The organism is Enterocloster sp. OA13 (assembly GCF_022440595.1).
Lineage (GTDB): Bacteria > Bacillota > Clostridia > Lachnospirales > Lachnospiraceae > Enterocloster > Enterocloster hominis.
Map to the genome: position 1 here is coordinate 4569847 of NZ_JAKNTF010000001.1, position 25818 is coordinate 4595664.

The window sequence follows — 25818 nt, forward strand, 5'->3', positions numbered from 1 at the left end:
AATCCTTGCTAATATTTGTCAAAAAAGGAGCAGTGACCACCAGGGGCACTGCTCCTTAAGCCTTTTCTATTAATATTTTACACGCTGGGCCTTGTTTGTCAACCAGAGCCTTTAATTTTCCAGGTTACGCCACTTAAAGTCCGGCACCACGTCGGACCATTTACTGATTCCGATGATGGGTTTGGCAAACTCCGTTGCCTCCAGGGTGGCGTTCTTCTTATCAATATCCCTGAATACCTGCCATATCTTCTTGCGCTTGGTTGCCACGATCAGGTTGGGCTGGTTCATGTCGCACTCCCAAAGCCCGAACTTCAAGCCGTCCTTTGCCTCTGAAGGCGCATCCACCTGGCGGCTCACCGTATAGGCGTCAATATATGGGTTGCTGTCCACCAGATAGTAGGAATAGGCATAGGCAGCCGCCTGGATCTCTGGTATGTTGCCCCTGGTGGGGCTGTAGGACGTAAATCCCTGCTCGGTCAGTATGATATGGCGCACATGGCCGGAAGGGGTGCGCAGTGTCTCCTGCACAAAATAATCCGTCAGCACATTCAGATTGGCAAAGTTGATGACCGGGGAATTAAAATCATTGGTAAAAAGCCCGGTGGACTGTGGGTCATCCCAGAACTCCGGCTCCGTCATGGGGCATGGATACGGATGATAGGCCAGCCCCCACTCCATCTGCCCCTCTGTGTTGGCAATGGAGTTAAAACTGTCCACAATCTGCTTGCCGCCGTATTTTAACTTGCCGTCAATCTCGTTCATCCAGTTGTAGTCCAGGGAGAAGTAGACCCTGTCATTGGCATTGGTGCTCTTGATGGCAGTGTAAATCACGCGGAAGGCTTTCTGGTACGCCTTTACATAGGTAGTCAGGTCCGTGGGCCCCATGTAGTTCCACTGCTGGTTATTAATCTCATTGCCGATGATCCAGTTGGACACCTTGCCGTAATTGGGGTTCTTGCCGCTGTAATGGTCTGCCAGGAAGGAGGCGATTGCCTTGGTCTGTTCAAACCCGTTCTCAGTCTGCGCATTGAACATATAGTAAAATGCATTGGAGCTCTTCTGTGTCCCCGGATAGATAAGGTCCGGGGTATTAGGGTTCCAGTCATTGAGCAGGATGACCGTAACGGTCATTCCCTTGCCGGACAGGGCGCTGATGGTCTCGTCATAGGCATCCACCACCGCCTTGTTGAAGTTATAAGTTACCCCGTCATAATTGTACGTAATGCCGGTACCCATGATCTGGGAAAATGCAATGTTGGTGGTAACGTGCTTCACGCCCAGGTCAAAGGCATCGCTGAGCATGTCAATCTCAATATTCAGGCCCTTCTTTGTTAACGGGTCCTTGAAGGCTTCCTGGTTCTTCGCCACTATCTCAGGGTTGGTGATATAGTGGGGCTTGCTGACCGGTAGGAAGTCCGCCCCGTCATAGACCGCCAGCATGAACCTGCTGTACAGACGGTCCTGGGGTGTCCCAAGGTTCAGGGGGATGGTCACCGAGGTACTCCCAAGGGCTGCTGACGACGCGGCATAATCCCTGCGGCTTCCGATTTCATCCTCAAAGGGCTGCATCTCAAAAATATAAATCTTCCCGTCCGTGCCGGCCGCGTCCCCGCTGCTGTTAAATCCAATCTCAATGTTCTGTTTATCTCCGGTAATCTTACAGGAGGTTATCTGCCCCGACACTGCCGGAACAAATGCCTGTTCCGCCGCCTGGGCCTGGGCCGCTGCCTGGGCTGCCTGGTCCTGGGCCGTGTCCGCATAAGCGTATGTGCTGCCCAATGACGCAGTGGAGCACAGCAGGGCTGCGGCCAGCGCCAGCATCTTTCCTCCCTTGAATTTGGTTCTCTTCATTGTTTCATTCCTCCCAGCTTTCTCCAGAATAGGATACAAGGTACATCATACAGGATTAAGTTTACATTTTCCGTGAACTTTTTATTACATGTCTCTTAATTATTGTATGACGCTCTGGAAGATTTTACGTTTGGTTATGAAAAGAATCTTACAGCTTAGACACATCAATCACCGCCCCTGTGTCAGCCGAACTGACCAGCGCCGCATATTTGGCCAGCGCAGGTTTCCTGGGTTTCCTGACCGGGACGGATGTTTTCCGCCTTCTGTCAAACTCCTCCTCTGTCACCTCAATATGCAGGCTTCGGCCCGGGATATCAATCTCTATGATATCCCCGTCCTCCACCAGCCCGATGGGGCCGCCGGATGCCGCCTCAGGCGATACATGGCCCACGCATGGACCATGGGTTGCTCCTGAGAACCGTCCGTCCGTGACCAGGGCGCAGTCCTCGTCCATGCCCCTGCCCATGATAAGGGCTGTGGTGGAAAGCATTTCCCTCATGCCCGGGCCGCCCTTGGGGCCTTCATAGCGGATGACAATGACGGTTCCCTTTTCTATCCCGCCGCCGCTGACAGCCGCGTCCGCTTCCTCCATGGAATCGAATACCCTTGCCTTCCCACGGAAATGATACATGGAAGGCTTTACCCCCGACTGCTTCACAACCGCGCCTGAGGGCGCCAGGTTTCCCTTGAGGATTGCAATACCGCCTTCCGGTTTCTGGGGTTCATCCATGGACTTTAGCACCTGGTCCGGCCGGGCCTGGACCGGTTCAAGAAGTGTGCTAAGCGTCTTGCCGGTAACGGTCAGTACATCCTTATGAAGCCTGGATTCAATGGTCTTTAGCACTGCCTGGATCCCGCCGCTGGCATCCAGGGATACGATGGGATAATCCCCTGAGGGCTGGAGGTTGCATACAAACGGCACCTGGCGGCTGATGCGGTCAAAGTCCTCCAGGGTCAGCTCCACCCCTGCCTCATGGGCAATGGCCATAAGGTGCAGCACCAGGTTGGTGGAGGAACCGGTTGCCATGGCTCCTGCGATACCATTGAGCATGGTCTCCCTGGTCAGTATCTTCCTCGGTGTAAGCCCCTCCTTAAGCATTTCCATCACACACCGGCCCGATGCCTTGGCAATCCGTTTCCTCTTATTGGACACGGCCGGGGCGGTTCCTGCACCGGGCAGGGCCATTCCCAGGACCTCGGTCAGCATGCACATGGAATTGGCGGTTCCCAGATGGGCGCAGCTTCCAACCGTTGGAAGGGCGGCCTTCTCCGCCTCCTTCATCTCCTCTGCCGTCACCGTCCCCATCTCTACCCGGCCCGGATACTCCCGCAGCTCCGAGGAACAGAACAGCGGGTTGCCGCCCACATTGCCGGGAAGCATGGGGCCTCCGGGCACTATCACTGCCGGAATATCCAGCCTGGCGGCCGCCATCAGCATTCCCGGGATGATCTTGTCACAGCCGGGCAGCAGTACCATGGCGTCAAAATGATGGGCCTCCACCACCATTTCCACGGAATCCGCAATCAGGTCCCTGCTGGCCAAAGGATAGCACATCCCCTTATGTCCCTGGCACAGGCCGTCACAGATTGCAATGGTTTCCGACTGCCTTGGCACGCCGCCTGCTTCTATGACACCCTGCTTCACATAATCCGCCAGTTCCCGAAGATGCACATGTCCCGGCACCATCTCGCTGAAGGAACCGATGACCGCCACAAATGGCTTCTTCATATCCTCCTCATCCATGCCTGTGGCATATAAAAGCGCCCTCTGGCCGGACCGCCCCAGGCCGTTGGTCAGCATACTGCTGCGGTACCTCCTGTCCTTCATCTCAAACTCTTTCTCAAAATCCATATCACGTCCTCCTCGCTTTGCGCTGTTCCTGTCCGCGCCGTGTAAATATTCCATGGCTTTATTATAAACCCCGTCTTTTAGAAAGTAAAATTAATAGATATTGATGTATTGTTAATTTTTCTAACAGTATTATCTTTCCATTATTGTTTTTCTTCTCATTTCCTTCTATAATAAAGATAGGATGTAAAAGGAGGATTCCATGAACCTGAAGGAAATCGAATACATTGTGAAAATAGCCGAGGAGCGCAATGTGACCAGGGCAGCACAAAAGCTTTTCATCACCCCCTCCGCCCTGAACCAGCAGCTGCTGCACCTGGAGCGGGATATCGGCACCCCTCTGTTCAACCGCTCCCGCACCGGATGGACCCCCACGGAGGCCGGGGAGGTCTATCTGGGCACGGCAAGGGAGATGCTGCGCATGAAGCGGGAGACATACCGCCGCCTGCAGGATATCGCTGCCGTCAAAAAAGGCACCCTCTCCATCGGTTTCCCGCCGGAAAGAGGCGCCTTTATGTTCACGGATGTATATCCTGATTTTCACAGGGAGTATCCTGGAATCGTCATCAATGTAACCGAGGCAAGCGTGCGCAGGCAGCAGCAGATGATTGCGCAGGGCGGTCTGGATATCGGCTTCATGACCCTGAGGGACAGCCAGAAGACCGAGGATGCGTACATCCACATTGCTTCTGAGGAACTGATCCTGGCAGTCCCTTCTGTCCATCCCCTGTGCGGTCAGGCTTCCCTGACAGGCAAGGGTCCGTATCCGGAACTGGATATCAGGGGACTTAAGTATGAGCCATTTGCCCTGATGTACAGGGAATCCACCATACGGGAGTGTGTGGACAGCATTTTCCGGCAGGCGGGCTTTGTGCCCAATGTGCTCTTCGAAACATCCAGGGCAAAAACCATCATCGATATGATTGCCGCCAGGATGTGCTGCGGCCTGGTCCCCTATACGGACTCCATCCCTCCCAGGAAGGAAGTTGCCTTCTTCTGCCTGCCGGGCCATCCCACCTGGGACCTGGCTGCCAGCTACCGGAGGAACAGCTACTTAAGCATGCCTGCCAGACGTTTCATCGACCTGGCCTCCTGCTATTGGAAGAAGGAGCTTGCGCTGCCCGGTGCGGACGCCGGCGGTCAGGCAGCCCATGTCAGCACAGCTTCTCCATGACGGACGCGGATGTCTTTTCATTGTTAATACAGCAGGTATCATAGTACCTTCTGTAATATTCCGTATACAGAAGGTCAATCAGGAACAGCTGGCTGATTTCCGCGGATGAGGAACCGGCCTGAAGAGGGCTTTCATTGGCGCCGCAGAGCAATACCATGTCCCCATAGGCTGTAAGGGGGGATTTGATGAAACGGGTGATACATACAATATCAGCCCCGGCCTTCTTAGCCAGTTCCGCCACATGGATGGTGTCCTTGGTTGCGCCGGAATAGGAAAACACAACAGCCGTTTCGCCCTTTGACATGGTGGAGGCCATCATGGCCTGCATGTGGGAGTCTGCCACACAGTATACCTTGGGTTCTATTTTTAAGAACTTGTCCGCAGCCTTCATGGCCGTGGTCATGCTGGTCCCCACTCCGTAAAAGCAGATGCGCTTTGCCCGGTGGAAGCACTCTATGACCTTTTCAAAGTTCTCCCGCTTTAATAAGGAATGGGTTTCCCGCAGCGCATCGATATTGGAGGCCAGGACCTTCTGGGCCACCTGGGCAAACGAATCATCCCTGCCGATATCGCCTTCAATCTGCCCCAGGCCCTGCTTTCCCTCATTAAGGCTCAGGGACAGGAGCATTTTAAATTCCTGGTATCCTTTGCAGTCCATGGTCTTGCAGAAACGGAATACGCTGGTATCTCCCACGCCGCAGGCCTCAGCCAGTTCCGTAATGGACATGAACAGAACCTTTTTGGGATTATTGAGGATAAAATCCGCCACCTTTTTTTCCGCCTTTGTAAACTGGTTATATTCTCCTCTGATTCCCACTAAAAAATCCGCTGTCATATGCCTTCCTCCTTTGGATGCCCGCTATATGAAAAATTAATTTATCTTTATTATAAAAAAAAATATTTCTTTTAGCAAGAGAGAGGTGTTCTATTATGAAGTATTTTTCCAAAAAAGAACTTTTATCCATTCCTAACCTGATGGGGTATTTCCGCCTGCTCATGATTCCGGTCTTTGTCTGGCTGTATCTGACCGCCTCCACGGACATGGATTACTACATGGCCGCCCTGGTCATGGGCATCTCCTCGCTGACCGATATGTTTGACGGCATGGTGGCAAGGAAATTCAACATGATTACGGAGTTCGGCAAGTTCCTGGATCCCCTGGCTGACAAACTGTCCCACGGCGCCATCCTCCTCTGTCTCTTAAGCCGGTATCCGCTGATTCTTCTGATGCTTGTGCTCTATGTGATAAAGGAAGGCTTCATGCTGGTCATGGGCATCATCAAACTGCGCCAGGGCAAGAAGCTCAACGGCGCCAAGTGGTTTGGAAAATGCTGCACCGCCCTTTTGTATGTGGTACTGTTCATTTTCCTGATTTTCCCCCGTCTGCCCCTGGGGATTGTCAACTGTCTGATTTATCTGTGCACGGCCGCCATGGCCCTTACCCTGGTGCTGTACATACCGGTCTTCCGAAATATGTAGGCTGTGCTGCGGGGCAGTTTTATGGAACATGTATCCAGTACTGCGGGTTAGCCTTACGGAACATGTATCCAGTACTGCGGGGCAGTCTTACGGAACATGTAGCTAGTACTGCGGGGCAGTCTTACGGAACATGTAGCCAGTACTGCGGGGCAGTCTTACGGAACATGTAGCTAGTGTACTGACACGATGACTTCTGGTAAACCTCCGCAGGATATTTTTCTGAGAGTGCAGGTCAAAAAACGGAGGCGTAGCGGGCTACGCTGAGTATTTTTGACCTGTGCTATCAGGAAAATAGACAAGGAGGTTTGCCTGAATGTCATCGTGTCAGTACACTAGTACTGCGGGGCAGTCTTACGGTTCCCGCTGCCTTATATCCTCACTGGGCAGCCTCGCCATAATCAGCTTCCTGGTACGCCGCGTCCTGATACACCCGTTTCATGGTAAAACCGCGGCCCCTGACCTCATTAATCTGGTTGATTATCATAAATGCTTCCGGATCCTCGTTCATCACAAGCTGGTTAAGCCTTGGCAGGTCACGCCTTGCAATGACGGCCAGAATCATATCCTGTTCCTTGTGCAGATAGCCTGTCTCCATATGCAGCAGGGATGTGCCGCAGTCCAGGCGCTCTGCAATCAGCCTATTAATCCGCTCATAATACCGGGTGACCACCTTCACCTGTATCCTCACATTGCCGGACATCAATACCTTGTTAAGCACCATGGTGTACACGATGATTAACAGGATTCCGTACAGGATTGCATGGGAATCAGCCACAATGAACTGCAGCCCCAGGACCACGCAGTCCATCAGGTAAAGGCTGAAGGAGATATTGACGTCGAATTTCTTCTTAAGGATAAGGGATGGTATGTCCATGCCGCCGGTGGATGCCCCTGCACGCATGACGATACCGATGCCGCCTCCTATGAGGATACCGGCATAGATTACCGCCACCATCTTTTCCTCAAGCACAAAACCGCCAAAACCCGAGCCTTCCAAAAGCCCCAGCATCACAGGGTAGATGATGGTGCTTATTACCGTGGTGACAGCAAACTGCTTCCCCAGTATCCACGCCCCAAGGAGGAACATGGTGATATTGAAAATGCTGACAAAGAGGCTGATCGGTATCCCCATGGTGTGGGAGGCAAAAAGGGCCAGGCCCGTGGTCCCCCCTGTTATCAGCCCATTGGGTACGATGAACAGCACCACTGCCAGGGCGTACATGGTGTTGCCAAGGACAATCTGTCCGATTCTTATGAGTTCCCTTATTATCTTGTTTTTCTCTTCCATGTTTTTAGTCCTTTCTCACTGTAGCCGGGTAAAATCCGCAATAAAAAACAGCAGATTTCTCTGCTGTCATAATGCTTTATATGGGATGCTGCATGTAATACGGCCCAACCAGGCCCTGTATGGTGATAACCCAATCCTCATCTGTTTAACCTTCTGTTTCTGTTCTGCCAGCCGGAATCCAATCTGCCAAAGGGACATGACTGTCCGGCGTCCGGATCATCCTGCTGTATACGTATGATAACACGCAAAAGTAATGGTAACACGTTTTCCACCGCATGTCAAGACAGCTCTTTGCTGTCCCTTACAGCCCTTACAGCTCTTAACTTCCCATTTCTTTTTATTTCCATCCATCCCTCACTTCCAATCCCATCCTCCCTGTGTTAAACTAGAACTATAAAATACATAAGAGGAGGTATCACCATGAAAAAACTCATCCGCTGCGCGAACCAGTATATCTGGGAATCCGACTGGAAACTCATCAGCTTACTGAAGTTCTGCCTTCTGTCCCTTGGCATCTGCATCGGCCTTCATGTTCCCAGCCAGAGGAAGAAAACCGTATTATGCATAGCTGCCGCCACCTTCATCGTGAGCTACATTCCGCTTATGGCAAAGTTCATCCGGATTGTGTGCGCCGATGACGGAACGTGATGAAGGAAGTAAGTGATAGCAGAAGCCTGGAGTGGACGGACCTGTAATAGCTGAAATCCGAAATAGCTGGAACCAGAAATAGCTGAAACCAGAAATAGCTGAAAACCGAACAGAAAAAAACAAAAGCCGGTCATTCCCCATCAAATACGCGGGAATATCGGCTTTTATCCTGTATTTACCTGCTCCTCCCCTGCGATGACGGCCTGCCATCCATACGCAAAAGGGGATCTTTGCTTATGGCCTTCATGTAGATGCCGCAGAGCAGGATCTGCAGCAGGGTTGAGGCCGGCGTGGCCAGGCCAATCCGGAACAGGGAAACAGGCGCCAGCCTGCTCATCAGATAAGACACGGGAATCCTGACCCCAAACGCCCCAGCAATACCCTGAAACATCACGAAGGCTGTCTTGCCGCATCCATTGAAAAATCCCGTCATGCAGAACATGAAGGAAACCAGCAGACAGTCAATGGCATAGGCCCTTAGATAATCAGCCGATGCCAAAACCACTTCCCTGTCCCCGGAAAATATTCCAGACAGTATGTCTCCATGGAAAAAGGTGAACCAGGCCAGGAACACACCGGCTCCCAGGGAGGTGAGGATGCCGTACAGCAAGGCCTTCCTTGCCCGGTCCGGACGCTTTGCCCCGATATTCTGCGCCACAAAGGCGGACATGGCCTGGCTGTAGGCTGATGGGACCAGAAGCACGAAGCCAGCCAGCTTCTCCGCCACCCCTACCCCGGCTGAAGGTATGACCCCCAGCGTGTTCACAATGGCTGATATGACAAGAAATGAAATGGACACCAGCACATCCTGGAACGCAATGGGAAACCCCAGTTTAACGATATGTGACACCAGTGCACGGTTATAGCGTATGCTCTTCCGGTCAAATACAAAGGGCAGGTTCTGTTTCCTTATGATTGCAAAGGACAGCACCACGCTCACCACCTGTGCGAAGACAGTTGCAATGGCCGCTCCGGCCGATGCCATGCCGAACACCCCGACCAGCAAAAGGTCGCCCGCAATATTGACCAGGCATGCAATGGACACGGAAATCAGGGGCAGCCTGGAGTTCCCCAGTCCCCGGAATATACTTCCCATCACATTATATGCCACGATAAATACAGCGCCTGCCGAACATATCCTCACATATGATGCCGTGCTGTCAAATGCTTCCTTGGGCGCCTGCATCCACCCGGCAGCAGGCACCGCCAGAAACTGCATCACAATAGTGACCACGATCCCAATCCATGCAAACATCCAGATGCCCGCACCTGCCACGCGGCCCGCTTCCTCCGGCTGTTTTTCCCCTATCCTCCTGCCCAGCAGGATGGTGGTCCCCATGGAAAGGCCCACGATAGCAGTGGTTATGGTCTGCATGATCCAGCTGCCAGTGGACACGGCGGATACCTCCGCTGCCTGGCTGAACCGGCCCACAATCATCATATCCACTGCCCCGTACATGGTCTGCAGGAACAGGGCTGCCAGTACCGGAAGCGCAAATCCCATGAGGGATGACAGGATGTTCCCTTCCGTCAGGTTCTTTTGTTGGCTCATCTTCTCATTTCCTCCAAAATTTCCTCCAAAAAAACCCCTGAAATGCTTTCACATTCCAGGGGTTCAATTTACGCTTGGACACAATATCTATTCAGATATACCTATACAGGCAATTATGATTCATTTAAAATGAATTATTCAATAACGCTTACAACCCTGCCGGAACCAACGGTTCTTCCGCCTTCACGGATAGCGAAACGAAGACCCTGCTCCATAGCTACTGGATGAATCAGCTCTACGGTCATCTCTACGTTATCACCAGGCATACACATCTCAACACCTTCTGGCAAATCGCAAACGCCAGTAACGTCAGTTGTTCTGAAGTAGAACTGAGGACGGTAGTTGTTGAAGAAAGGAGTATGACGGCCGCCCTCGTCCTTTGTCAGAACGTAAACCTGAGCGGTAAACTTCTTGTGGCACTTAACAGAGCCTGGCTTACACAGACACTGTCCTCTTTCGATTTCAGTTCTCTGGATACCACGCAGAAGAGCGCCGATGTTGTCGCCAGCCTGAGCCTCGTCAAGCAGCTTACGGAACATCTCGATACCGGTGATAACAGTCTTGCGGATGTCCTCATGGATACCGATGATTTCAACTTCATCACTGAGGTGAAGTGTTCCACGCTCTACCCTACCGGTAGCAACAGTACCACGGCCGGTAATTGTGAATACATCCTCTACTGGCATCAGGAAAGGCTTATCTGTCTCACGGACTGGATCTGGAACCCAAGAGTCAACAGCGTCCATAAGCTCAAGAACTTTGTCGCCCCACTCGCTTGTAGGATCTTCCAGTGCCTTCAGTGCAGAACCCTGGATGATAGGAGTATCATCGCCTGGGAACTCATATTCATTTAACAGTTCACGGATTTCCATGTCTACTAATTCAAGCAGCTCTGGATCGTCAACCATATCACACTTGTTCATGAAAACAACAATGTAAGGAACGCCAACCTGACGGGACAGCAGGATGTGCTCTCTTGTCTGAGCCATAACACCATCGGTAGCAGCTACAACCAGGATAGCGCCGTCCATCTGAGCAGCACCAGTAATCATGTTCTTAACGTAGTCAGCATGTCCTGGGCAGTCAACGTGAGCATAGTGTCTGTTATTTGTCTCGTACTCAACGTGAGCTGTAGAGATGGTGATACCACGCTCCCTCTCTTCTGGAGCCTTATCGATATTCTCGAAAGCAACAGCCTCGCCGGTACCTAATCTCTCATGAAGAGTCTTTGTGATTGCTGCGGTTAAAGTTGTTTTACCATGGTCAACGTGTCCGATGGTACCAATGTTACAATGAGGTTTGTTTCTTTCAAACTTAGCTTTAGCCATTTTATAACGTCCTCCTTAATTTGCGCCCTGTATAATGGGCTATTATAGTTAATGTCAGGCTATCAATCATTATATTCTATTTTCCTTGGATTTACAAGCCTTTTGTTAATTATTTCTTGTGGTCGGAAAGCACCTTTTCCTGTACATTCTTCGGAACCGGCTCGTACTTATCAAAGAACATTGAGTAGTTTCCGCGGCCCTGGGTCCTGGAACGCAGGTCTGTTGAATAACCGAACATTTCTGACAGCGGGACGTATGCCCTTACCATCTTGCCGCCGCCGATATCTTCCATACCTTCGATACGACCACGACGGGAGTTGATATCACCGATGACATCACCCATGTAGTCTTCCGGCATGGTTACTTCCACCTTCATGATCGGCTCAAGCAGGATTGGGTTGCCCTTGTGCATTGCATCCTTGAATGCCATGGAACCGGCAATGTGGAATGCCATTTCAGAGGAGTCAACCTCATGGTAAGAACCATCGTATACGTCAGCGTGAACGCCCAGTACTGGGAATCCGCCAAGGATACCGGTCTTGCATGCTTCTGCGATACCTTCTCCAACAGCCGGGATGTATTCCTTCGGAATGGCACCGCCGACAACGGAAGAAGTGAACTTGAAGGTCTCTTCTGCGTTTGCTTCCATTGGAGTGAAGTGAACCTTACAGTGACCGTACTGTCCACGTCCGCCGGACTGCTTCGCATACTTGCTGTCAACATCCACAGCCTTGGTAAATGTTTCCTTATATGCAACCTGAGGAGCACCTACGTTGGCCTCTACGTTGAATTCACGCAGCAGACGGTCAACAATGATGTCCAGATGAAGCTCACCCATACCGGAGATGATGGTCTGGCCTGTCTCTTCGTCGGTGCGTACACGGAAGGTCGGATCTTCCTCAGCCAGCTTAACCAGCGCATCGCCCATCTTATCCTGGCTTGCTTTGGTCTTAGGCTCGATTGCGATGTCGATAACCGGCTCTGGGAATTCCATGGACTCCAGGATAACCGGGTTCTTCTCATCACAGATGGTATCGCCTGTGGATGTCATCTTAAATCCAACAGCTGCCGCGATATCACCGGCATAAACCCTATCCAGCTCGTTCCTCTTGTTGGCATGCATCTGAAGGATACGTCCAACACGCTCCTTCTTGCCCTTTGTGGCATTCAGTACGTAAGAACCGGAGTTCAGGCTTCCTGAATACACGCGGAAGAATGCAAGCTTACCAACGAACGGGTCTGTCATGATCTTGAATGCAAGAGCTGCAAATGGCTCTTCATCAGAAGAGTGACGCTCAACTTCATTGCCGTCCAGGTCAACACCCTTGATGGAAGGAATGTCTAATGGTGAAGGCATGAACTCGATGACAGCATCCAGTAACTTCTGGACACCCTTGTTCCTGTAAGCAGTACCGCAGCATACCGGAATTGCGGCACACTGGCAGGTAGCTGTCCTCAGTGCCTTCTTCAGTTCCTCGTTGCTTGGCTCCTCACCCTCAAGGTAAGCCATCATTAAATCGTCATCCAGCTCGCAGATCTTCTCCACTAACTCGGAACGGTATAATTCAGCGTCATCCTTCATATCCTCAGGGATATCAAGGACAGATATATCATCGCCCTTATCATCATTATAGATGTAGGCTTTCATTTCAAACAGGTCAATGATTCCTTTGAAATCATCTTCCTTGCCGATTGGCAGCTGAATGCAGATTGCATTCTTGCCAAGTCTGGTCTTAATCTGGTCTACTGCGCCGTAGAAGTTCGCACCCAGGATGTCCATCTTGTTGATGAAGGCCATACGCGGTACGTTGTAGGTGTCAGCCTGGCGCCATACGTTCTCAGACTGGGGCTCTACACCGCCCTTTGCACAAAATACGCCAACAGCGCCATCAAGTACACGCAGGGAACGCTCAACTTCAACCGTGAAGTCAACGTGTCCTGGAGTATCAATGATGTTGATACGATGCTCTAATGCACCTGGCTTTGGCTTGCAGTTTTCCTGCAGGGTCCAGTGACAAGTGGTAGCAGCGGAAGTAATGGTGATACCTCTCTCCTGCTCCTGAGCCATCCAGTCCATGGTAGCAGTACCCTCGTGGGTATCGCCGATTTTATAGTTTACACCAGTGTAATACAGAATACGCTCAGTCGTGGTGGTCTTACCAGCATCGATATGGGCCATGATTCCGATATTCCTGGTTCTCTCCAATGGATATTCTCTTCCAGCCAAGGGATTTTCCTCCTTAAATAATCAAACAGGTCTTGCACATGACCGCAATTAGAAGCGGAAGTGTGAAAACGCCTTGTTTGCTTCTGCCATCTTGTGCATGTCTTCTTTCTTCTTTACAGATGCGCCGGTGTTGTTGGCAGCGTCCATGATCTCGTTTGCCAGTCTGTCCTTCTGGGTCTTCTCGCCTCTCTTGCGGGAGTACAGGGTAAGCCAGCGGAGAGCCAGTGTCTGTCTCCTCTCGGTCCTGACCTCGATAGGTACCTGATAGGTAGCTCCACCGATACGTTTTGCCTTAACTTCCAGAACAGGCATGATGTTGTTCATTGCTTCTTCAAATACTTCCATAGCGTCCTTGCCGGTTGTCTCAGCAACACGGTCGAAAGCGCCATATACAATTTTCTGCGCAACACCCTTTTTACCATCTAACATAATGTTGTTGATTAACTTGGTAACAACCTTGTTATTGTAAATCGGGTCTGCCAGAACGTCTCTTTTCTGAGTATGTCCTTTACGTGGCACGTTACTTCCCTCCTTAATAGAGCTGTCCGGACCTGCCGTGCAGATCCTTACCAGCGTTTCATTAGATCATAGGTACTCGCATTGAGTGCTTAGCGAGGCCTTTTCGAGTTTAGCGATACATTGCACGCTCCGCGAGCAATATACCACATCCAGCAATCAAGCGCGCCTGCGAAACGGGCGCGTCTTCCAGCGCGACACCAGGCATGGTGCCCCAGCCCATTGTACTTCCTCATAAAGCCTTCCCGCCAGCCAAATGCGTTCATGCACGGTTCTACAATATATAATCCTGCAACCTACAGGTCAATATCATCAATCCGGCACAATTCCTACAATTCAAATATGCGGTCTAACTGATTACTTCTTGTCTTTTGGTCTCTTAGCGCCGTATTTGGAACGGGCCTGCCTTCTGTTAGCAACACCTGCTGTATCCAGTGTACCTCTAACGATGTGGTATCTGGTACCTGGCAGATCCTTTACCCTTCCTCCACGGATCAGTACAACGCTATGCTCCTGAAGGTTATGACCCTCTCCTGGAATGTAGCTTGTAACCTCGATGCCGTTGGAAAGACGGACTCTGGCAATCTTCCTCAGTGCTGAGTTAGGCTTCTTAGGGGTAGCAGTCTTAACAGCGGTACACACGCCACGCTTCTGTGGTGCGGATGCGTCTGTTGCCTTCTTCTGTAAGGAGTTGTAACCCCTCTGCAGAGCTGGTGCAGTAGACTTCTTAACGCTGGTCTGTCTTCCCTTTCTCACTAACTGGTTAAATGTTGGCATTCTTTTCACCTCCTGTGATATTGTCTGCGGTTGCTGTATATCAGCTTTTTGCGCACGAAAACATTACGTGTTCAAGCACGCCATATTATTATATACATGTAAAAATATTCTGTCAAGGAATTTCTTTTTATATTCCTGAAATATTCCCAAAATTCCCTTAAAATACACCCAGAGCCGCCGTATACACAAGGGTAATTGCAAAAAACAGCAGTATCATAGGTATATTCCGCTTCACCAGGCCGCCCATATTTACCTTAAAACACTCCGCTGCGATGAACAGGCATACATGGGTAGGGCTTATCTGCATGGCAGCATAAGCGGAACTCATGAGCAGCACCAGAAGAGGCACGCCGCCCTCCGGCATGGCCGCCATGGCCATGGGCATGCACAGGGGAATGATTGCATTGGAACCGCTGATGACAGTCCCAAAAAAGAAAATCAGTGCAAACACCAGAGGCATGGGAATCGGCAGGCCGCCAAAGAAGGCGGGCAATTCATGGATTACCCCGGTGGATGTGATGATATCCTTGAACATCATGATTAATATGGTGTTAAAAATAATGATGGGTTCAAAGGCAGTCCTGAACATGGGTTTAATCTCCCACGGCTTCAGCCTGTCCACAAACACATTCAGCACCGCCACCAGCGGCGTGGCTATGTAGACCGGTATGTCAAATGCAATGATCAGCACCACAATCAGTATGATGGACCACAGGCTGCGCACCAGCAGCTTTGCAGCCTCTCCCTTGCCGCCCTCCGAAACCATCCCCGTGGGTTTCGGCACCTTGCGCAGGAAAAAAAGATAGCCGATGAAAAACAGGGCCGCCACCAGCGGGATCATGGCCACCACAAACTCCCCGGCCCCTATGCCGGAAACGGCCAGTGCAATCAGGATGGAGGAATAGGTGGGCAGGAAGCTCTCCGGTATATGCCTGTAAAAGCTGGTGACTGCCGTCATATCCTCGTCGCTCAGATAATCCTCGCAGGAGGACCGTACGATTTCCGCACATATGGTCATGGCCCCGGCCGAGGGCAGCAGGCCGATGACAGCAGGGGCGGCTGAGGCATTGATCTTCCGGTTGTTGAACAGGCCGTTAAGGGATTCCTCTGCCTGTTTTAACCGGTTCCTGCGTTCCAGCATACGCTGGAGGAAGGTGATGAAATAAAAGCTGAGCACCACCGTAATGGTGTCCTTGCTGACCATGGATTTCCCCATGATCACAAGGGCATCCGGCAGACGGATGCCGTACAGCAGCACTGCCGCTGCCAGACCGCCGGAAATAGCCAAAAAAAGAGGCCGTTTCATCCAAAGGATTGCGATGATGACCAGAAAGACAAGACAGAGTTTCAGTATCAGAATGTTCATTTTAAATCTCCCATACCCATTATTCAGCCGCCTGACACAGGCGTTGCATCAACAGCCCCCTTATTCCCTTTAGCGGACGAAAAACAGCTGTCATGATTCCCATTCTATCATGACAGCCGTCTTCCCCACAACCACTTTTTCACTTACTGGCAGCGGTCCAGGATTCCCTTACAAAACCAGCCCCTGTCCGGACCATGTCAATGAATCCCTCAGGGTACCGAAAAATCCTTCCCAGTCCATATGGCTCTTTCCGGTTCCCGGAACCCTTCGGTTGGCTTCCCCAATATGGATTCCTCCTATTTTATCATGCATGTGGGCATGACGTATGGCTTCCCCCATATCATCCTCTTCTATATTCATATGGAATGAATCCAGCAGCACCTTGCAGAAACCGCTCTCCGTCTCCTCTGCCATCCTCAGCCCTTCCCCGGCCGTGTTCAGCAGGTAATGCTCATACCGGTTAACCACCTCCAGGCTCAGGGTCACCCGGTAATCCCGGGCCGTCTTCAATATTTCCTTTAGTGAACCGACACTGTGTTCCCATGCCTGTTTCTGAATATAATTTACAGTATCAGCCTCCGGAGTTCTTCCGCTTCCCCGTCCTCCAGATGATATATCTCACTGTTGGACATGCCTGTACCCGGGTCTTCAATCAATACCATCCTGGTTCCCGGGACCGTGATGGTATTGTGCCACAGCCCCTGTGGGATATTGTATACCTTTCCCCGCTCCATGGAGACGGCGCCGAACTTCATTTCCCCATCTGCCCCGTCTGCATATACAAGGGTGCATGCCCCTGCTGTCAGTACAAACAGTTCATCGGTTTCATTGTGGCGCTCCAGCTCATTAAAAAGGGATTTATCATTCGCTGGTTTGTAATTCTTGATTCCCACGGTCCATTGTCCATTCTCATAGACCCGGCTCATGCCTTCGCCGGTATATCCAAAGGATTCTATCTTCATCCTGCCCTCCTTACTGTCCGTTCAGGGACTGGTTCATGACCTCCAGCGCTTCCTCCGGGGTGACCTGTCCCAGCAGCGCCTGCTGGTTGGTGTTGGACCATACGCTGTTGATAAACTCTGTTACCGTATCCGTTGGAGGCAGCACGCCTGCTATGGGTATGCTTTGTGCGGAAACCTCCTGGAACGGGTTGGCCGCATACTCAGGGGTGGAGGTTACGTTGTCTGTTCCCAGGCCCTTGCCGGTGCCTTTAAACCATTTGGTCCCTCCATCGCCCGTAATCATATATTTGATGAACTCAAAGGCCGCCTCCTTGTCCCTGCACTGCTCATATACCACCAGTTCCGTGTCCCCGGTGCAGGTCCACTGCCCCTTTTGCGTACCGGGCATCACAAATGCGTCCACATCGTCCCCGAAGGTTTCCAGCCAGATGCTGCTGGAACCGACGTGGTGAAGCATCATGGCCGTCAAGCCTGACTTGAAACCGTCCACCAGCTCCGCGTACCCTGCATTGGGAGCGGATTCCGGAGCCCATCCGTTTTCATAAATGCCCAGATATGCCTGATAGGCTTCCACCGCCTCAGGCGTTGTCAGGTCGCTCCAGTCCGCCCCGTAGGCGTAAAGGAAGCTTCCCAGATGTTCCTGTCCCCCGTTAGCGCCTCTCAGGCCATAGCCGTACACATCGGTCTGGCCGTCCCCGTCCGTGTCCATGGTACACTTCTCAATGCACTCCAGCCACTGGTCAAAGGTAGTTGGTACGCTGACCCCTGCCTTCTCAAAATAGGAGGGCCTGTAATACACATACAATGGTTCCAGGGTCCAGGGCATGACGTTCAGCTGTCCGTTTCCCGTGCTCTCCTTTACGATGTCCCAGGCAGCATCGCTGATCTGGCCCGCGTCATCCCAGTTTTCCACATAGGATGACATATCTGCCAGCAGCTGGTTGGCCGCGTACATTTTCCCGGCCGACAGTTTGAAGGTGGATACATCCGGGCCGCCTCCGCCCATGACAGCGGTAAAGGTATCCTCGCTGAAGCCGCCGCCGTTCCAGGGATACTCCTCTGCCTTTACCGTAATCCCCCTGCTATTGTCCCTGTTAAAATCCTCCACAATGCCCAGTATCAGATCTGACTGTTCCGTGTTGTCAGCCCAATACCAGAACATCAGCTCCACCTCCTTAGCCCCTGCCTCATCCATACCTTGGGCAGGGCTGTCCGTCCCGGCGCCTGTGCCTTTGGCGTCCGCGTCCGGGGAACTGGCGGCCTCTCCGGCGCCGGGACTTCCTGTCCCTCCGGCACCGTTCCCTCCGGGACTCCCTGTACTGCCGACAGAACCGCCTGAGCATGCTGACAGCGTCAGGACTGCCGCTGTCACTGCTGCGGTCATGATTGATATTTTCTTCATAAAAATCCTCCTTTATGTCATTCGTCTTATACTGTCTTTTTGTATTCCGTCTTCCAATCTTTCTGACTTCCTATCTTCCTGACTTTCCATCTACCAAAACATCAGATTATCCCAGGCCATGCAGGGAGGACACCCCCTAGCCCTTCACTGCCCCTGCGGTCAGCCCTTCCACCAGCCTCTTCTGCGCAAAGAAGAACATGACGCACACCGGAAGGATGGCCACCATGCCGCCTGCACACAGCATATCCCACTCCACCCCCAGCTGTCCGATCAGGCTGTTGAGGGCCACTGGTATGGTCCTTGTCTGGGGGTTGGTGAACATGGAGGACAGCGTGTATTCATTCCATGCCTGCATGAATATATAGACCCCGGCCGCAATCAGGCACTGCTTCATAATCGGAAGGAACACATGGAAAAACGCGGTCAGCCGGCTGCAACCATCCACCAGGGCCGCCTCCTCCAGGGAAAATGGGAAGTCCCGGATAAATCCCTGCAGCAGCCAGATGGTGAATGGGATGGTAAATGTTGTATAGGAAAGCACCAAAGCGCCCGGCGTATACAAAAGCCCGATCTGCCGCATGATGGAATAAAGGGGTATCATCAGCAGCACGGTCGGAAACATATTGTTGGACAGGAAAATGCACATCAGCAGCTTCCTTCCCCGAAACTGATACCTGGAAAATGCATAGGCCGCCAGAAGGGATACGCACAGTGACAGAAGCATGGTAACCACCGCCACCACCAGGCTGTTCTTCATGTACCGGAGAAAGTTAAAATATCCGAACAGTTTCCCATAGGTTGTCCAGATTACTTCCTTTGGCCAGTAAACCAGGGGACTGGCATAGATTTCCGCATCCGTCTTCACCGATGTCACAAACATCCAGTAAAAAGGAAACAGTAAGAATACCAGGAACAAAAGGACAAGTATCCATACAAAGATGGAGCGTTTCCGGTTATGGTCCATCTGCACCCCTCCCTTCCTAATCATCAATCTGGCGGAAGGTATACCTGAGATAGGGAACCGATACAGCCAGAAGGATGATTGTCATGATTACTGCCAGCGCGGAAGCGTAGCCCAGGTTCAGCACCCTGGCTTTCTGATACACATAGATGCCAATGGTCTGGGTGGCATAGGCAGGCCCTCCCGCCGTCATGTTCTGTATGATGTCAATGGAATTGGCAACCCAGATAACCCGCAGCAGAAGCGTTACATATATGGTATTGCGGATGGACGGGATGGTGATGTAAAACAGCTTCTGGAAAAAATTAGCCCCATCAATGTCAGCCGCCTCGTACATTTCCGTGGAAACGCCCTGTAGTGCGGCCAGGAGCATCAGGGCAAAAAATGGGATTCCCTGCCATACGACAGAGAAAATAGCCGCGGGAAGCGCGGTATCCACCCTGGACAGATAGGCAATTCCCCTGGTGAGGAATCCCATCCGTTTGAGCAGGTCGTTGATGACCCCGTAATCCCCGTCATACAGCCATCTCCAGATCAGTCCGATCAGGACGCCCGGCGTGACCCAGGGTACCATGGCCGCCGCGCGGACAATGCCGCGGAACCGGAACCTGGTGTTCAGTACCAGGGCCAGCACGAACCCCAGAAGGAACTGGAACCCCACGCCAAATACAACCCACAGGATTGTCCTGTATAAAGAAGGCCAGAACTGGGAATCCGCTGTCAGCAGGTCGGAATAATTCTGAAGCCCCACCCATGCCGTCCTGTTTGGATAACGCAGGTCATGGTATTTAAGGCTGGTGATGACAGCCTCAATCACGGGAATGAATACCACGCAGATTACCACAATCAGCGCAGGCGCAATGAGCAGGTAGGGCCATATCCAGGAGTATTTCTTTCCATTCATCGGGCATATGCCTCCTTTCCCCGGCCGTCTGGCAGGATCATAATAACCCCTTCACTTTCATTACCGTATCCCCGGCAGTCATATGATAATACTTCATCAGGTCCGCCGCGTCCCCGGACTGGCCAAAGGTATCGTCCATGCCGATGAAGGCCATCGGCACCGGGCAGGTTTCAGAGAGGGCTGCCGCCACGGCGGAGCCAAGGCCGCCCACAATGATTCCTTCCTCCATCACAACCGCCTTTCCTGTCTTTTTGACGGACTTTGTGATGATTTCCCTGTCCAGGGGCTTGATGGTGGCAATGTTGATGATTTCAGCGGAAATACCTTCCTGTAAAAGGATATCCGCCGCCTTCACCGCCACGTCCAGCAGGCAGCCCGTGGCTATGAGGGTCACGTCCCCGCCTTCCCGCACAACGGTTCCCCTGCCGATTTCAAACCGGTAGGTTTCCCTGTCAAATACAACAGGAACCGGATTCCTGCCAAGGCGCACATAGACCGGCCCGTCATATTCCACCATGGCCTTCACGGCAGCTTCCATCTCAACCGCATCCCCCGGGTTGAGCACCACCATGTTGGGAATGGCCGACATGATGGCAAGGTCCTCTATGGCCTGATGGGTGGCGCCGTCCTTGCCCACCTGTACCCCGCCGTGGCTGCCGCAGATCTTCACGTTCAGCCTGGGGTAGGCCACTGAGTTGCGTATCTGTTCAAAGGCGCGCCCCGCTGCAAATACGGCAAATGTGCATGCAAAGGGAATCCTGCCTGTCATGGACAGTCCCGCGGCCGTGTCAATCAGATCCCCCTCTGCAATTCCCACGTCAAAAAAGCGCTCCGGATATGCTTCCTTAAACCTTACGCTCATGGTCGCCTTGGCCAGGTCCGCATCCAGCACAACAATATCCTTGTTCTCCCCGCCGCAGGCAATCAATGCGCTGCCAAAGGCATCCCTTGTTGCTATCAATTCTCCCATGGTCAATTCCCCTCCAATTCTTTCAGCGCCAGCTCCACCTGTTCTTTGGTTGGGGCTGTCCCATGCCATCCGGCCTGGTTCTCCATGAATGAGACGCCCTTGCCCTTTACCGTGTTCATGATGATGCAGGTGGGCAGGCCCTGTGTCTTTTTGGCTTTTGCAACAGCGTTCAGGATTTCTTCCATATCATGGCCGTCAATGGTCATGGTACGCCAGCCAAATGCCTGGAACTTCTCCTCAATCCTGCCATTGCCGATGACTTCCTCAATGGTGCCGTCAATCTGGAGGTGGTTGTAATCCACGAATCCGATTACATGGTCCAGTCCGTAGTGCGCGCCTGTCATGGCTGCTTCCCAGACCTGGCCCTCTTCAATCTCCCCATCCCCCAGCAGGCAGTACACATAGTAGTCCTTATGGTCCAGCCTGCCGCCCAGGGCAATGCCGTTGGCAATGGACAGTCCCTGGCCCAGGGATCCGGTGGAGACATCCACCCCCGGCGTCTTGCCGGAATAAGGATGGCCCTGGAGCATGGAACCCAGTTCCCGCAGATGATCCAGTTCCTCCACCGGGAAATATCCCTTTAACGCCAATGCCGCGTACAGCGCAGGGCACGCATGTCCCTTGGAAAGCACAAAACGGTCCCTGTCCTCCCACCGGGGATTCCCCGGGTCGATGTCCATGATATCAAAATACAAAGCCGCAATCAGGTCCGCACAGGACAGGGAGCCGCCGGGGTGTCCGGAGCGGGCCTGTCCAATGGAACGGATGACCAGTTTCCTGATTTCATTTGCTTTTGTCTGCAATTCCCCTATATTGCCCATGATTTTTCCCTTTCTTTCATTATAGGATTTTCTTGTTGCCCATTGCCTTTTTCCAGTCGCTCATAAAGCCGTCCAGACTCACGTCCGTCATTGGATGCCAGAACAGTTTCTTCATGCACTCATAGGGAATGGTGGCAATATCAGCCCCTGCCTTGGCAGCCCCCACGACATAGGCCGGGGTACGCATGCTGGCCGCTATGATTTCCGTCTTTATATTATGGATGCGGTAAATCAGGGATATCTCAGCCAGCATCCCCAGTCCGTCCATCAACACATCATCGGACCTGCCTACAAAGGGACTTACATAGGCGGCGCCTGCCTTGGCCGCAACCAGGGCCTGGGCAGAGTCATAGACCGTTGTCACATTGGTCCTGATTCCCTTTGCCGACAAAGCCCTCACTGCCTTGATTCCCTCCGGCGTCATGGGGATTTTTACCACCATGTTACGGTGCCAGCCCGCAATCTCCAGGCCCTCTTTAATCATGGTTTCCGCATCCAGCGCCAGCACTTCCCCGCTGATCGGGCCGTCCACCATGTTGCAGATCCGGATCAGGGTTTCCTTTAAGTCCTTCCCCTCCCTTGCAATGATGGAGGGATTGGTGGTAACCCCGTCCACGATCCCGTAGGCAGACATTTCCTCAATCTCTTCCAGGTTTGCGGTGTCGATAAAAAATTTCATACTGTTTTCCTCCTTTGTGAGTTTTCTTTTTTCCTGTTCCGTATCTGAATTGCCAGGACAGCCGCCATTAACAGGATTCCTCCTATGTCCGTGATGGTTTCGGGTATGATTAATAATAAGGAAGCCGCCACAGCCGCAATCCGTTCCATCTGCTTCATGGGTGCAATCCCAACCCCGATTAACCCCATACCCAACCCGTAAGCGCTGACCAGGCAGGTAAGGCTGGCCTGTAAAAGCTCCGTGACCGCCCCGATTCCCAACATGGCCGGACTATATACAAAGGTGTAGGGGATAATGAAAATAATGAAGCTATATTTAAATGCCGAAAGCCCAAGCTTCCACATATTGTCATTCACAATACCGGCCGCAGTAAAAGAGGACAGGGCCACGGGCGGCGTAATCATGGACAGGTTGGCAAAATAAAAAACAAAAAAGTGCGCTGCCAGCGTAGGCACGCCCAGCTTGATGATACTTGGACACAGCAGGGTCGCGGACATGATATAGGCCGCGCTGGTCGGCATGCCCATGCCTAAAATCAGGGCCATCAGCATAGTTGCCATGAGGGCAAACAGCAGATTGCTGCTGGCCAGGGCATTTATCATGCTGGAAAAACGGATGCCAAGTCCGGTGGCGGTAATCTGACCGACAATAATACCTGCCAGGGCACAGGGCAGCGTGACAACAATGGCCTGTTTCCCGGTGGAAACCAGCGCCCTGACCGAATCAAACAGACTGAGCCGCGTATCCCTGCGGATCATGCACAGGGCCACAAGCACAATGGTGGCATAGGTACAGCAGCGCATCATGGAACCGCCCCGGATAATGAGTGCCACAAGGACCGCCACACTGAGAAGAAGGTAAATGTTCTTCCCGATTTCCCTCCGGCATTCTGCCGCATCAATCTGTGGCTTAGGCAGTTTATATTTCCTGGCGTACATGTCAACCAGGAAATATAGGGCTGCCAAAAAGATAAAAGATGGGATTACGGCAGCCAGCATAATGGAGGAATAACTGATTCCCGTCATATCAACCATGATGAAAGCAGCAGCCCCCATCACGGGAGGAATCAGCTGGCCCGCTGTTCCGCCAATGGCCAGGATGCTTCCTATGAACCGGTTCTCAAAGCCCTGCTGTTTCATGGGCCTGTACATAATCGTCCCGATGGACGCCACATTGCCCGGGGCGCTGCCGGAAATCATCCCAAAGAAAGCAGAAGCCACAATGGTTGCCTTACCTGCGCCGCCGTTGGCCCTGCGGGTAAGGAGGGTCGAAATATTAACAAACAGCCTGCCTGCAGGCGTTGCTGTCAGGAACGCCCCGAATAAAAGAAAATAGAACACGGTACCGCAGGCAGTGCTCACAGGCGACCCCAAAACACCTGTGGTTGAATATATCTGGACCTCAATGAACTTTGCCAGCGGCATATTGGAGTGGGCCAGCAGGCCAGGCATCATTTCCCCGAAAAAGCCATAAGCAATAAATATCAGCACAATTACGGTCAGTGCCATATTTACGGCACGGCGGCTGCATTCAAGCAGCAGCAACAGCATGGCTATGGCTACCGCATGGTCCATGGCGGTAAGGGGGTCCACGTAAGCCATCCTGGTATCATATCTTGCGCAGTTCATCACGATATAGATGCCGCAGAAAATGGTTATGATAAAAAATATGTATTCATACCACCGGGGGATGTATTTCTCCCCTTTGGGGACCTTATGCCTTTTTAAGGCAGGAAAGGTGAGGAATACCAGCCCCATTGCAAAACAGACATGGACAGAACGCATGATGAGGGCGCTGTAAGAGCCTCTGACCACAACCCAAAGCTGGAACATGACCCAAACCAATGCCCAAACCGCTCCCGGGTTACAGAAGGCTTCTATGTATTTATTTTTCTTCATATGTCAGGTCTATATCCTTTCTTATAGGTGGACAGGAAGATCCGTCATTCCAGCAGCCCGGCTTCTTTGTAGTATTGTTCAGCTCCCGGATGGAGTGGGATTCCCATCCCCCCGGGGTCACAGGCGCTTTCGGCCGTAAACCGCTGAAGGGCAGTATGCCCGGCCCTGATATCCTCCACATTTTCACACAAAGCCCTGGCAATGCCGTAAGCCACATCGTCGGGCAGTTCCGTGGAACAGAACAGGGTGGACGTGACGCCGAATGTGCGGATGTCCGTGTCCTGGCCCTTAAAGCAATTGGCCGGCAGGGTTTCGGGGCTGAATCCCTTCTCACCCACAAAGGTGTCAATCATGTCCTGAGGAAATTGGATGAAGGTCATGTCAACCGTGGATGCCAGTTCCGTCACGGCGGCGTGTCCCTGGGTAATATTGTGGCAGATGAAGTCCGTGCGGCCATCCTTTATATTCTCCACACTGGTGCCCCAGTCCGCGTACTCGACCTTTCCGCCCCAGGCAATGATATCGTCAAATGTCATACCGTAATATTCAAATATCATGGAAGCCACGATATTGCCCATGTTGCCCGCGGGAAGCACACTGATGTTGATGGGAATATGATTGGCGGCAACATCAGCCAGATCGGTCCATCCGGCATCGGTGCGCACCACTGCAATATAATAAAATGTGTCTAAATATCCGGCTATGCCGCGGAGGTTATCATAGGGTTCCGTATACAGGCTTTCCCCGCCAAAGGCCCATTTGTCAGACAGATTGTATCCGATTCCCAGCTGGTAGGTACCATTGGAAACCTGAATGGGATTGGAAGTGGCGCCGCCTTCCGCAGCCGCATTAATCATGGAACCGGAAGGCAGTCCCCTGGGAAGGACCTCTGCAAATGTGGCGCCGTAGGAATACCAGGAGGTACCTGTGCTTCCGGTAACAAGGTCCAGCGTAACTGCCTGACCGGAGGATCCGCCGTCCGCCCCGCCGCTGTTCCCGGAAGCCGTGTTTTGGGTATCAGCCTTGTCATCGGCAGGGCTGACGTTGTTTTGATTGCCGCCGCAGGCAGACAGGGATATGGCCATAGCCGATATCAGAATCAGAGAAAGACATTTTCTTATTTTCATTCCTTATACCTATTCCTTTCATTTAAGCAGACCTATAAT

At 52.2% G+C, this 25818-nt stretch carries 23 protein-coding genes; 3 read left to right on the forward strand and 20 right to left on the reverse strand.

Translation table 11 applies throughout. The annotated features are described in order from the left end of the window. Window positions 1-111 precede the first annotated feature (111 nt). The gene (locus tag MCJ35_RS20270; RefSeq protein ID WP_025485614.1) at window positions 112-1851 is read right to left on the reverse strand and encodes a DUF5722 domain-containing protein; all 1740 of its coding nucleotides are present in this window, start codon (window positions 1849-1851) and stop codon (window positions 112-114) included. A 148-nt stretch (window positions 1852-1999) separates the two neighbouring features. After that, on the reverse strand, window positions 2000-3703 hold the full coding sequence (gene ilvD / locus MCJ35_RS20275; protein WP_227795782.1) for a dihydroxy-acid dehydratase: 1704 nt from the start codon (window positions 3701-3703) through the stop codon (window positions 2000-2002). Between the two features lie 199 nt (window positions 3704-3902). Here ilvD and MCJ35_RS20280 point away from each other — a divergent pair, with 199 nt between their 5' ends. Then, a complete protein-coding gene (locus tag MCJ35_RS20280) occupies window positions 3903-4874 on the forward strand; it encodes a LysR family transcriptional regulator (protein WP_025485610.1) in 972 nt (323 codons plus the stop codon). Here MCJ35_RS20280 and MCJ35_RS20285 read toward each other — a convergent pair. Next, entirely contained in the window at window positions 4855-5709 is an 855-nt protein-coding gene (locus MCJ35_RS20285) for a MurR/RpiR family transcriptional regulator (RefSeq protein ID WP_008719710.1), read from the reverse strand. The two genes, MCJ35_RS20280 and MCJ35_RS20285, sit on opposite strands and share 20 nt — an antisense overlap. Window positions 5710-5804: 95 nt before the next feature. On the opposite strand from MCJ35_RS20285, the gene MCJ35_RS20290 reads away from it, so the two are divergent. Then, a complete protein-coding gene (locus MCJ35_RS20290; RefSeq protein WP_025485609.1) occupies window positions 5805-6353 on the forward strand; it encodes a CDP-alcohol phosphatidyltransferase family protein in 549 nt (182 codons plus the stop codon). A 376-nt stretch (window positions 6354-6729) separates the two neighbouring features. Here MCJ35_RS20290 and MCJ35_RS20295 read toward each other — a convergent pair whose 3' ends face one another. Continuing rightward, window positions 6730-7641 carry a YitT family protein gene (locus MCJ35_RS20295; protein ID WP_025485608.1) on the reverse strand — a complete coding sequence of 304 codons (912 nt, stop codon included), beginning with the start codon at window positions 7639-7641 and terminating at the stop codon, window positions 6730-6732. A gap of 420 nt (window positions 7642-8061) precedes the next feature. Between MCJ35_RS20295 and MCJ35_RS20300 the strand changes: the two genes are divergently transcribed. Then, window positions 8062-8289 carry a hypothetical protein gene (locus MCJ35_RS20300; protein WP_008719716.1) on the forward strand — a complete coding sequence of 76 codons (228 nt, stop codon included), beginning with the start codon at window positions 8062-8064 and terminating at the stop codon, window positions 8287-8289. A 175-nt stretch (window positions 8290-8464) separates the two neighbouring features. On the opposite strand, the gene MCJ35_RS20305 is transcribed toward MCJ35_RS20300, so the two are convergent. From MCJ35_RS20305 to MCJ35_RS20380, 16 genes are all read right to left on the reverse strand, one after another. Next, window positions 8465-9841 carry an MATE family efflux transporter gene (locus MCJ35_RS20305; RefSeq protein WP_025485607.1) on the reverse strand — a complete coding sequence of 459 codons (1377 nt, stop codon included), beginning with the start codon at window positions 9839-9841 and terminating at the stop codon, window positions 8465-8467. Between the two features lie 134 nt (window positions 9842-9975). Then, window positions 9976-11169 (reverse strand): elongation factor Tu, encoded by a 1194-nt coding sequence (gene tuf, locus MCJ35_RS20310; RefSeq protein ID WP_008719723.1) that lies wholly within the window; start codon window positions 11167-11169, stop codon window positions 9976-9978. Window positions 11170-11278: 109 nt separating this feature from the next. Continuing rightward, the gene (gene fusA, locus MCJ35_RS20315; protein WP_040380227.1) at window positions 11279-13396 is read right to left on the reverse strand and encodes an elongation factor G; all 2118 of its coding nucleotides are present in this window, start codon (window positions 13394-13396) and stop codon (window positions 11279-11281) included. Between the two features lie 48 nt (window positions 13397-13444). Further along, window positions 13445-13915 (reverse strand): 30S ribosomal protein S7, encoded by a 471-nt coding sequence (gene rpsG / locus MCJ35_RS20320; RefSeq protein WP_008719727.1) that lies wholly within the window; start codon window positions 13913-13915, stop codon window positions 13445-13447. Window positions 13916-14269: 354 nt separating this feature from the next. Then, the gene (gene rpsL, locus MCJ35_RS20325) at window positions 14270-14689 is read right to left on the reverse strand and encodes a 30S ribosomal protein S12 (protein WP_008719729.1); all 420 of its coding nucleotides are present in this window, start codon (window positions 14687-14689) and stop codon (window positions 14270-14272) included. A gap of 157 nt (window positions 14690-14846) precedes the next feature. Then, window positions 14847-16055 carry a DUF401 family protein gene (locus MCJ35_RS20330; protein ID WP_025485605.1) on the reverse strand — a complete coding sequence of 403 codons (1209 nt, stop codon included), beginning with the start codon at window positions 16053-16055 and terminating at the stop codon, window positions 14847-14849. A gap of 168 nt (window positions 16056-16223) precedes the next feature. Beyond that, entirely contained in the window at window positions 16224-16670 is a 447-nt protein-coding gene (locus MCJ35_RS20335; RefSeq protein ID WP_081739199.1) for a TIM barrel protein, read from the reverse strand. Then, on the reverse strand, window positions 16619-17017 hold the full coding sequence (locus MCJ35_RS20340) for a cupin domain-containing protein (RefSeq protein WP_025485601.1): 399 nt from the start codon (window positions 17015-17017) through the stop codon (window positions 16619-16621). Before MCJ35_RS20340 ends, MCJ35_RS20335 begins: the two co-directional genes overlap by 52 nt. Before the next feature lie 10 nt (window positions 17018-17027). Next, window positions 17028-18419 (reverse strand): ABC transporter substrate-binding protein, encoded by a 1392-nt coding sequence (locus MCJ35_RS20345; protein WP_025485600.1) that lies wholly within the window; start codon window positions 18417-18419, stop codon window positions 17028-17030. A gap of 136 nt (window positions 18420-18555) precedes the next feature. Then, complete coding sequence (locus tag MCJ35_RS20350) at window positions 18556-19383, reverse strand: carbohydrate ABC transporter permease (protein ID WP_155858471.1); 828 nt, start codon at window positions 19381-19383, stop codon at window positions 18556-18558. A 16-nt stretch (window positions 19384-19399) separates the two neighbouring features. Beyond that, the gene (locus MCJ35_RS20355) at window positions 19400-20284 is read right to left on the reverse strand and encodes a carbohydrate ABC transporter permease (RefSeq protein WP_008719739.1); all 885 of its coding nucleotides are present in this window, start codon (window positions 20282-20284) and stop codon (window positions 19400-19402) included. A 37-nt stretch (window positions 20285-20321) separates the two neighbouring features. After that, complete coding sequence (locus MCJ35_RS20360; RefSeq protein WP_025485598.1) at window positions 20322-21254, reverse strand: transketolase family protein; 933 nt, start codon at window positions 21252-21254, stop codon at window positions 20322-20324. 2 nt (window positions 21255-21256) lie between these two features. Continuing rightward, entirely contained in the window at window positions 21257-22075 is an 819-nt protein-coding gene (locus MCJ35_RS20365; RefSeq protein ID WP_034577556.1) for a transketolase, read from the reverse strand. A gap of 19 nt (window positions 22076-22094) precedes the next feature. Further along, window positions 22095-22754 (reverse strand): fructose-6-phosphate aldolase, encoded by a 660-nt coding sequence (gene fsa / locus MCJ35_RS20370; RefSeq protein WP_025485595.1) that lies wholly within the window; start codon window positions 22752-22754, stop codon window positions 22095-22097. Beyond that, complete coding sequence (locus tag MCJ35_RS20375; RefSeq protein ID WP_240299631.1) at window positions 22751-24652, reverse strand: TRAP transporter permease; 1902 nt, start codon at window positions 24650-24652, stop codon at window positions 22751-22753. Before MCJ35_RS20375 ends, fsa begins: the two co-directional genes overlap by 4 nt. Window positions 24653-24696: 44 nt before the next feature. After that, a complete protein-coding gene (locus MCJ35_RS20380; RefSeq protein ID WP_025485594.1) occupies window positions 24697-25779 on the reverse strand; it encodes a TAXI family TRAP transporter solute-binding subunit in 1083 nt (360 codons plus the stop codon). Window positions 25780-25818: the final 39 nt, after the last annotated feature.

Excerpts from the sequence above, each read along its gene's own strand:
- MCJ35_RS20365 (WP_034577556.1), bottom strand. The coding sequence starts at position 22,075 with ATGGGCAATATAGGGGAATTGCAGACAAAAGCAAATGAAATCAGGAAA.
- fsa (WP_025485595.1), bottom strand. The coding sequence starts at position 22,754 with ATGAAATTTTTTATCGACACCGCAAACCTGGAAGAGATTGAGGAAATG.
- MCJ35_RS20350 (WP_155858471.1), bottom strand. The coding sequence starts at position 19,383 with ATGGACCATAACCGGAAACGCTCCATCTTTGTATGGATACTTGTCCTT.
- MCJ35_RS20355 (WP_008719739.1), bottom strand. The coding sequence starts at position 20,284 with ATGAATGGAAAGAAATACTCCTGGATATGGCCCTACCTGCTCATTGCG.
- tuf (WP_008719723.1), bottom strand. The coding sequence starts at position 11,169 with ATGGCTAAAGCTAAGTTTGAAAGAAACAAACCTCATTGTAACATTGGT.
- MCJ35_RS20285 (WP_008719710.1), bottom strand. The coding sequence starts at position 5,709 with ATGACAGCGGATTTTTTAGTGGGAATCAGAGGAGAATATAACCAGTTT.
- ilvD (WP_227795782.1), bottom strand. The coding sequence starts at position 3,703 with ATGGATTTTGAGAAAGAGTTTGAGATGAAGGACAGGAGGTACCGCAGC.
- MCJ35_RS20290 (WP_025485609.1), top strand. The coding sequence starts at position 5,805 with ATGAAGTATTTTTCCAAAAAAGAACTTTTATCCATTCCTAACCTGATG.
- MCJ35_RS20375 (WP_240299631.1), bottom strand. The coding sequence starts at position 24,652 with ATGAAGAAAAATAAATACATAGAAGCCTTCTGTAACCCGGGAGCGGTT.
- MCJ35_RS20330 (WP_025485605.1), bottom strand. The coding sequence starts at position 16,055 with ATGAACATTCTGATACTGAAACTCTGTCTTGTCTTTCTGGTCATCATC.
- MCJ35_RS20340 (WP_025485601.1), bottom strand. The coding sequence starts at position 17,017 with ATGAAGATAGAATCCTTTGGATATACCGGCGAAGGCATGAGCCGGGTC.
- MCJ35_RS20280 (WP_025485610.1), top strand. The coding sequence starts at position 3,903 with ATGAACCTGAAGGAAATCGAATACATTGTGAAAATAGCCGAGGAGCGC.
- MCJ35_RS20345 (WP_025485600.1), bottom strand. The coding sequence starts at position 18,419 with ATGAAGAAAATATCAATCATGACCGCAGCAGTGACAGCGGCAGTCCTG.
- MCJ35_RS20380 (WP_025485594.1), bottom strand. The coding sequence starts at position 25,779 with ATGAAAATAAGAAAATGTCTTTCTCTGATTCTGATATCGGCTATGGCC.
- MCJ35_RS20305 (WP_025485607.1), bottom strand. The coding sequence starts at position 9,841 with ATGAGCCAACAAAAGAACCTGACGGAAGGGAACATCCTGTCATCCCTC.
- MCJ35_RS20360 (WP_025485598.1), bottom strand. The coding sequence starts at position 21,254 with ATGGGAGAATTGATAGCAACAAGGGATGCCTTTGGCAGCGCATTGATT.
- MCJ35_RS20300 (WP_008719716.1), top strand. The coding sequence starts at position 8,062 with ATGAAAAAACTCATCCGCTGCGCGAACCAGTATATCTGGGAATCCGAC.
- MCJ35_RS20295 (WP_025485608.1), bottom strand. The coding sequence starts at position 7,641 with ATGGAAGAGAAAAACAAGATAATAAGGGAACTCATAAGAATCGGACAG.
- rpsL (WP_008719729.1), bottom strand. The coding sequence starts at position 14,689 with ATGCCAACATTTAACCAGTTAGTGAGAAAGGGAAGACAGACCAGCGTT.
- MCJ35_RS20270 (WP_025485614.1), bottom strand. The coding sequence starts at position 1,851 with ATGAAGAGAACCAAATTCAAGGGAGGAAAGATGCTGGCGCTGGCCGCA.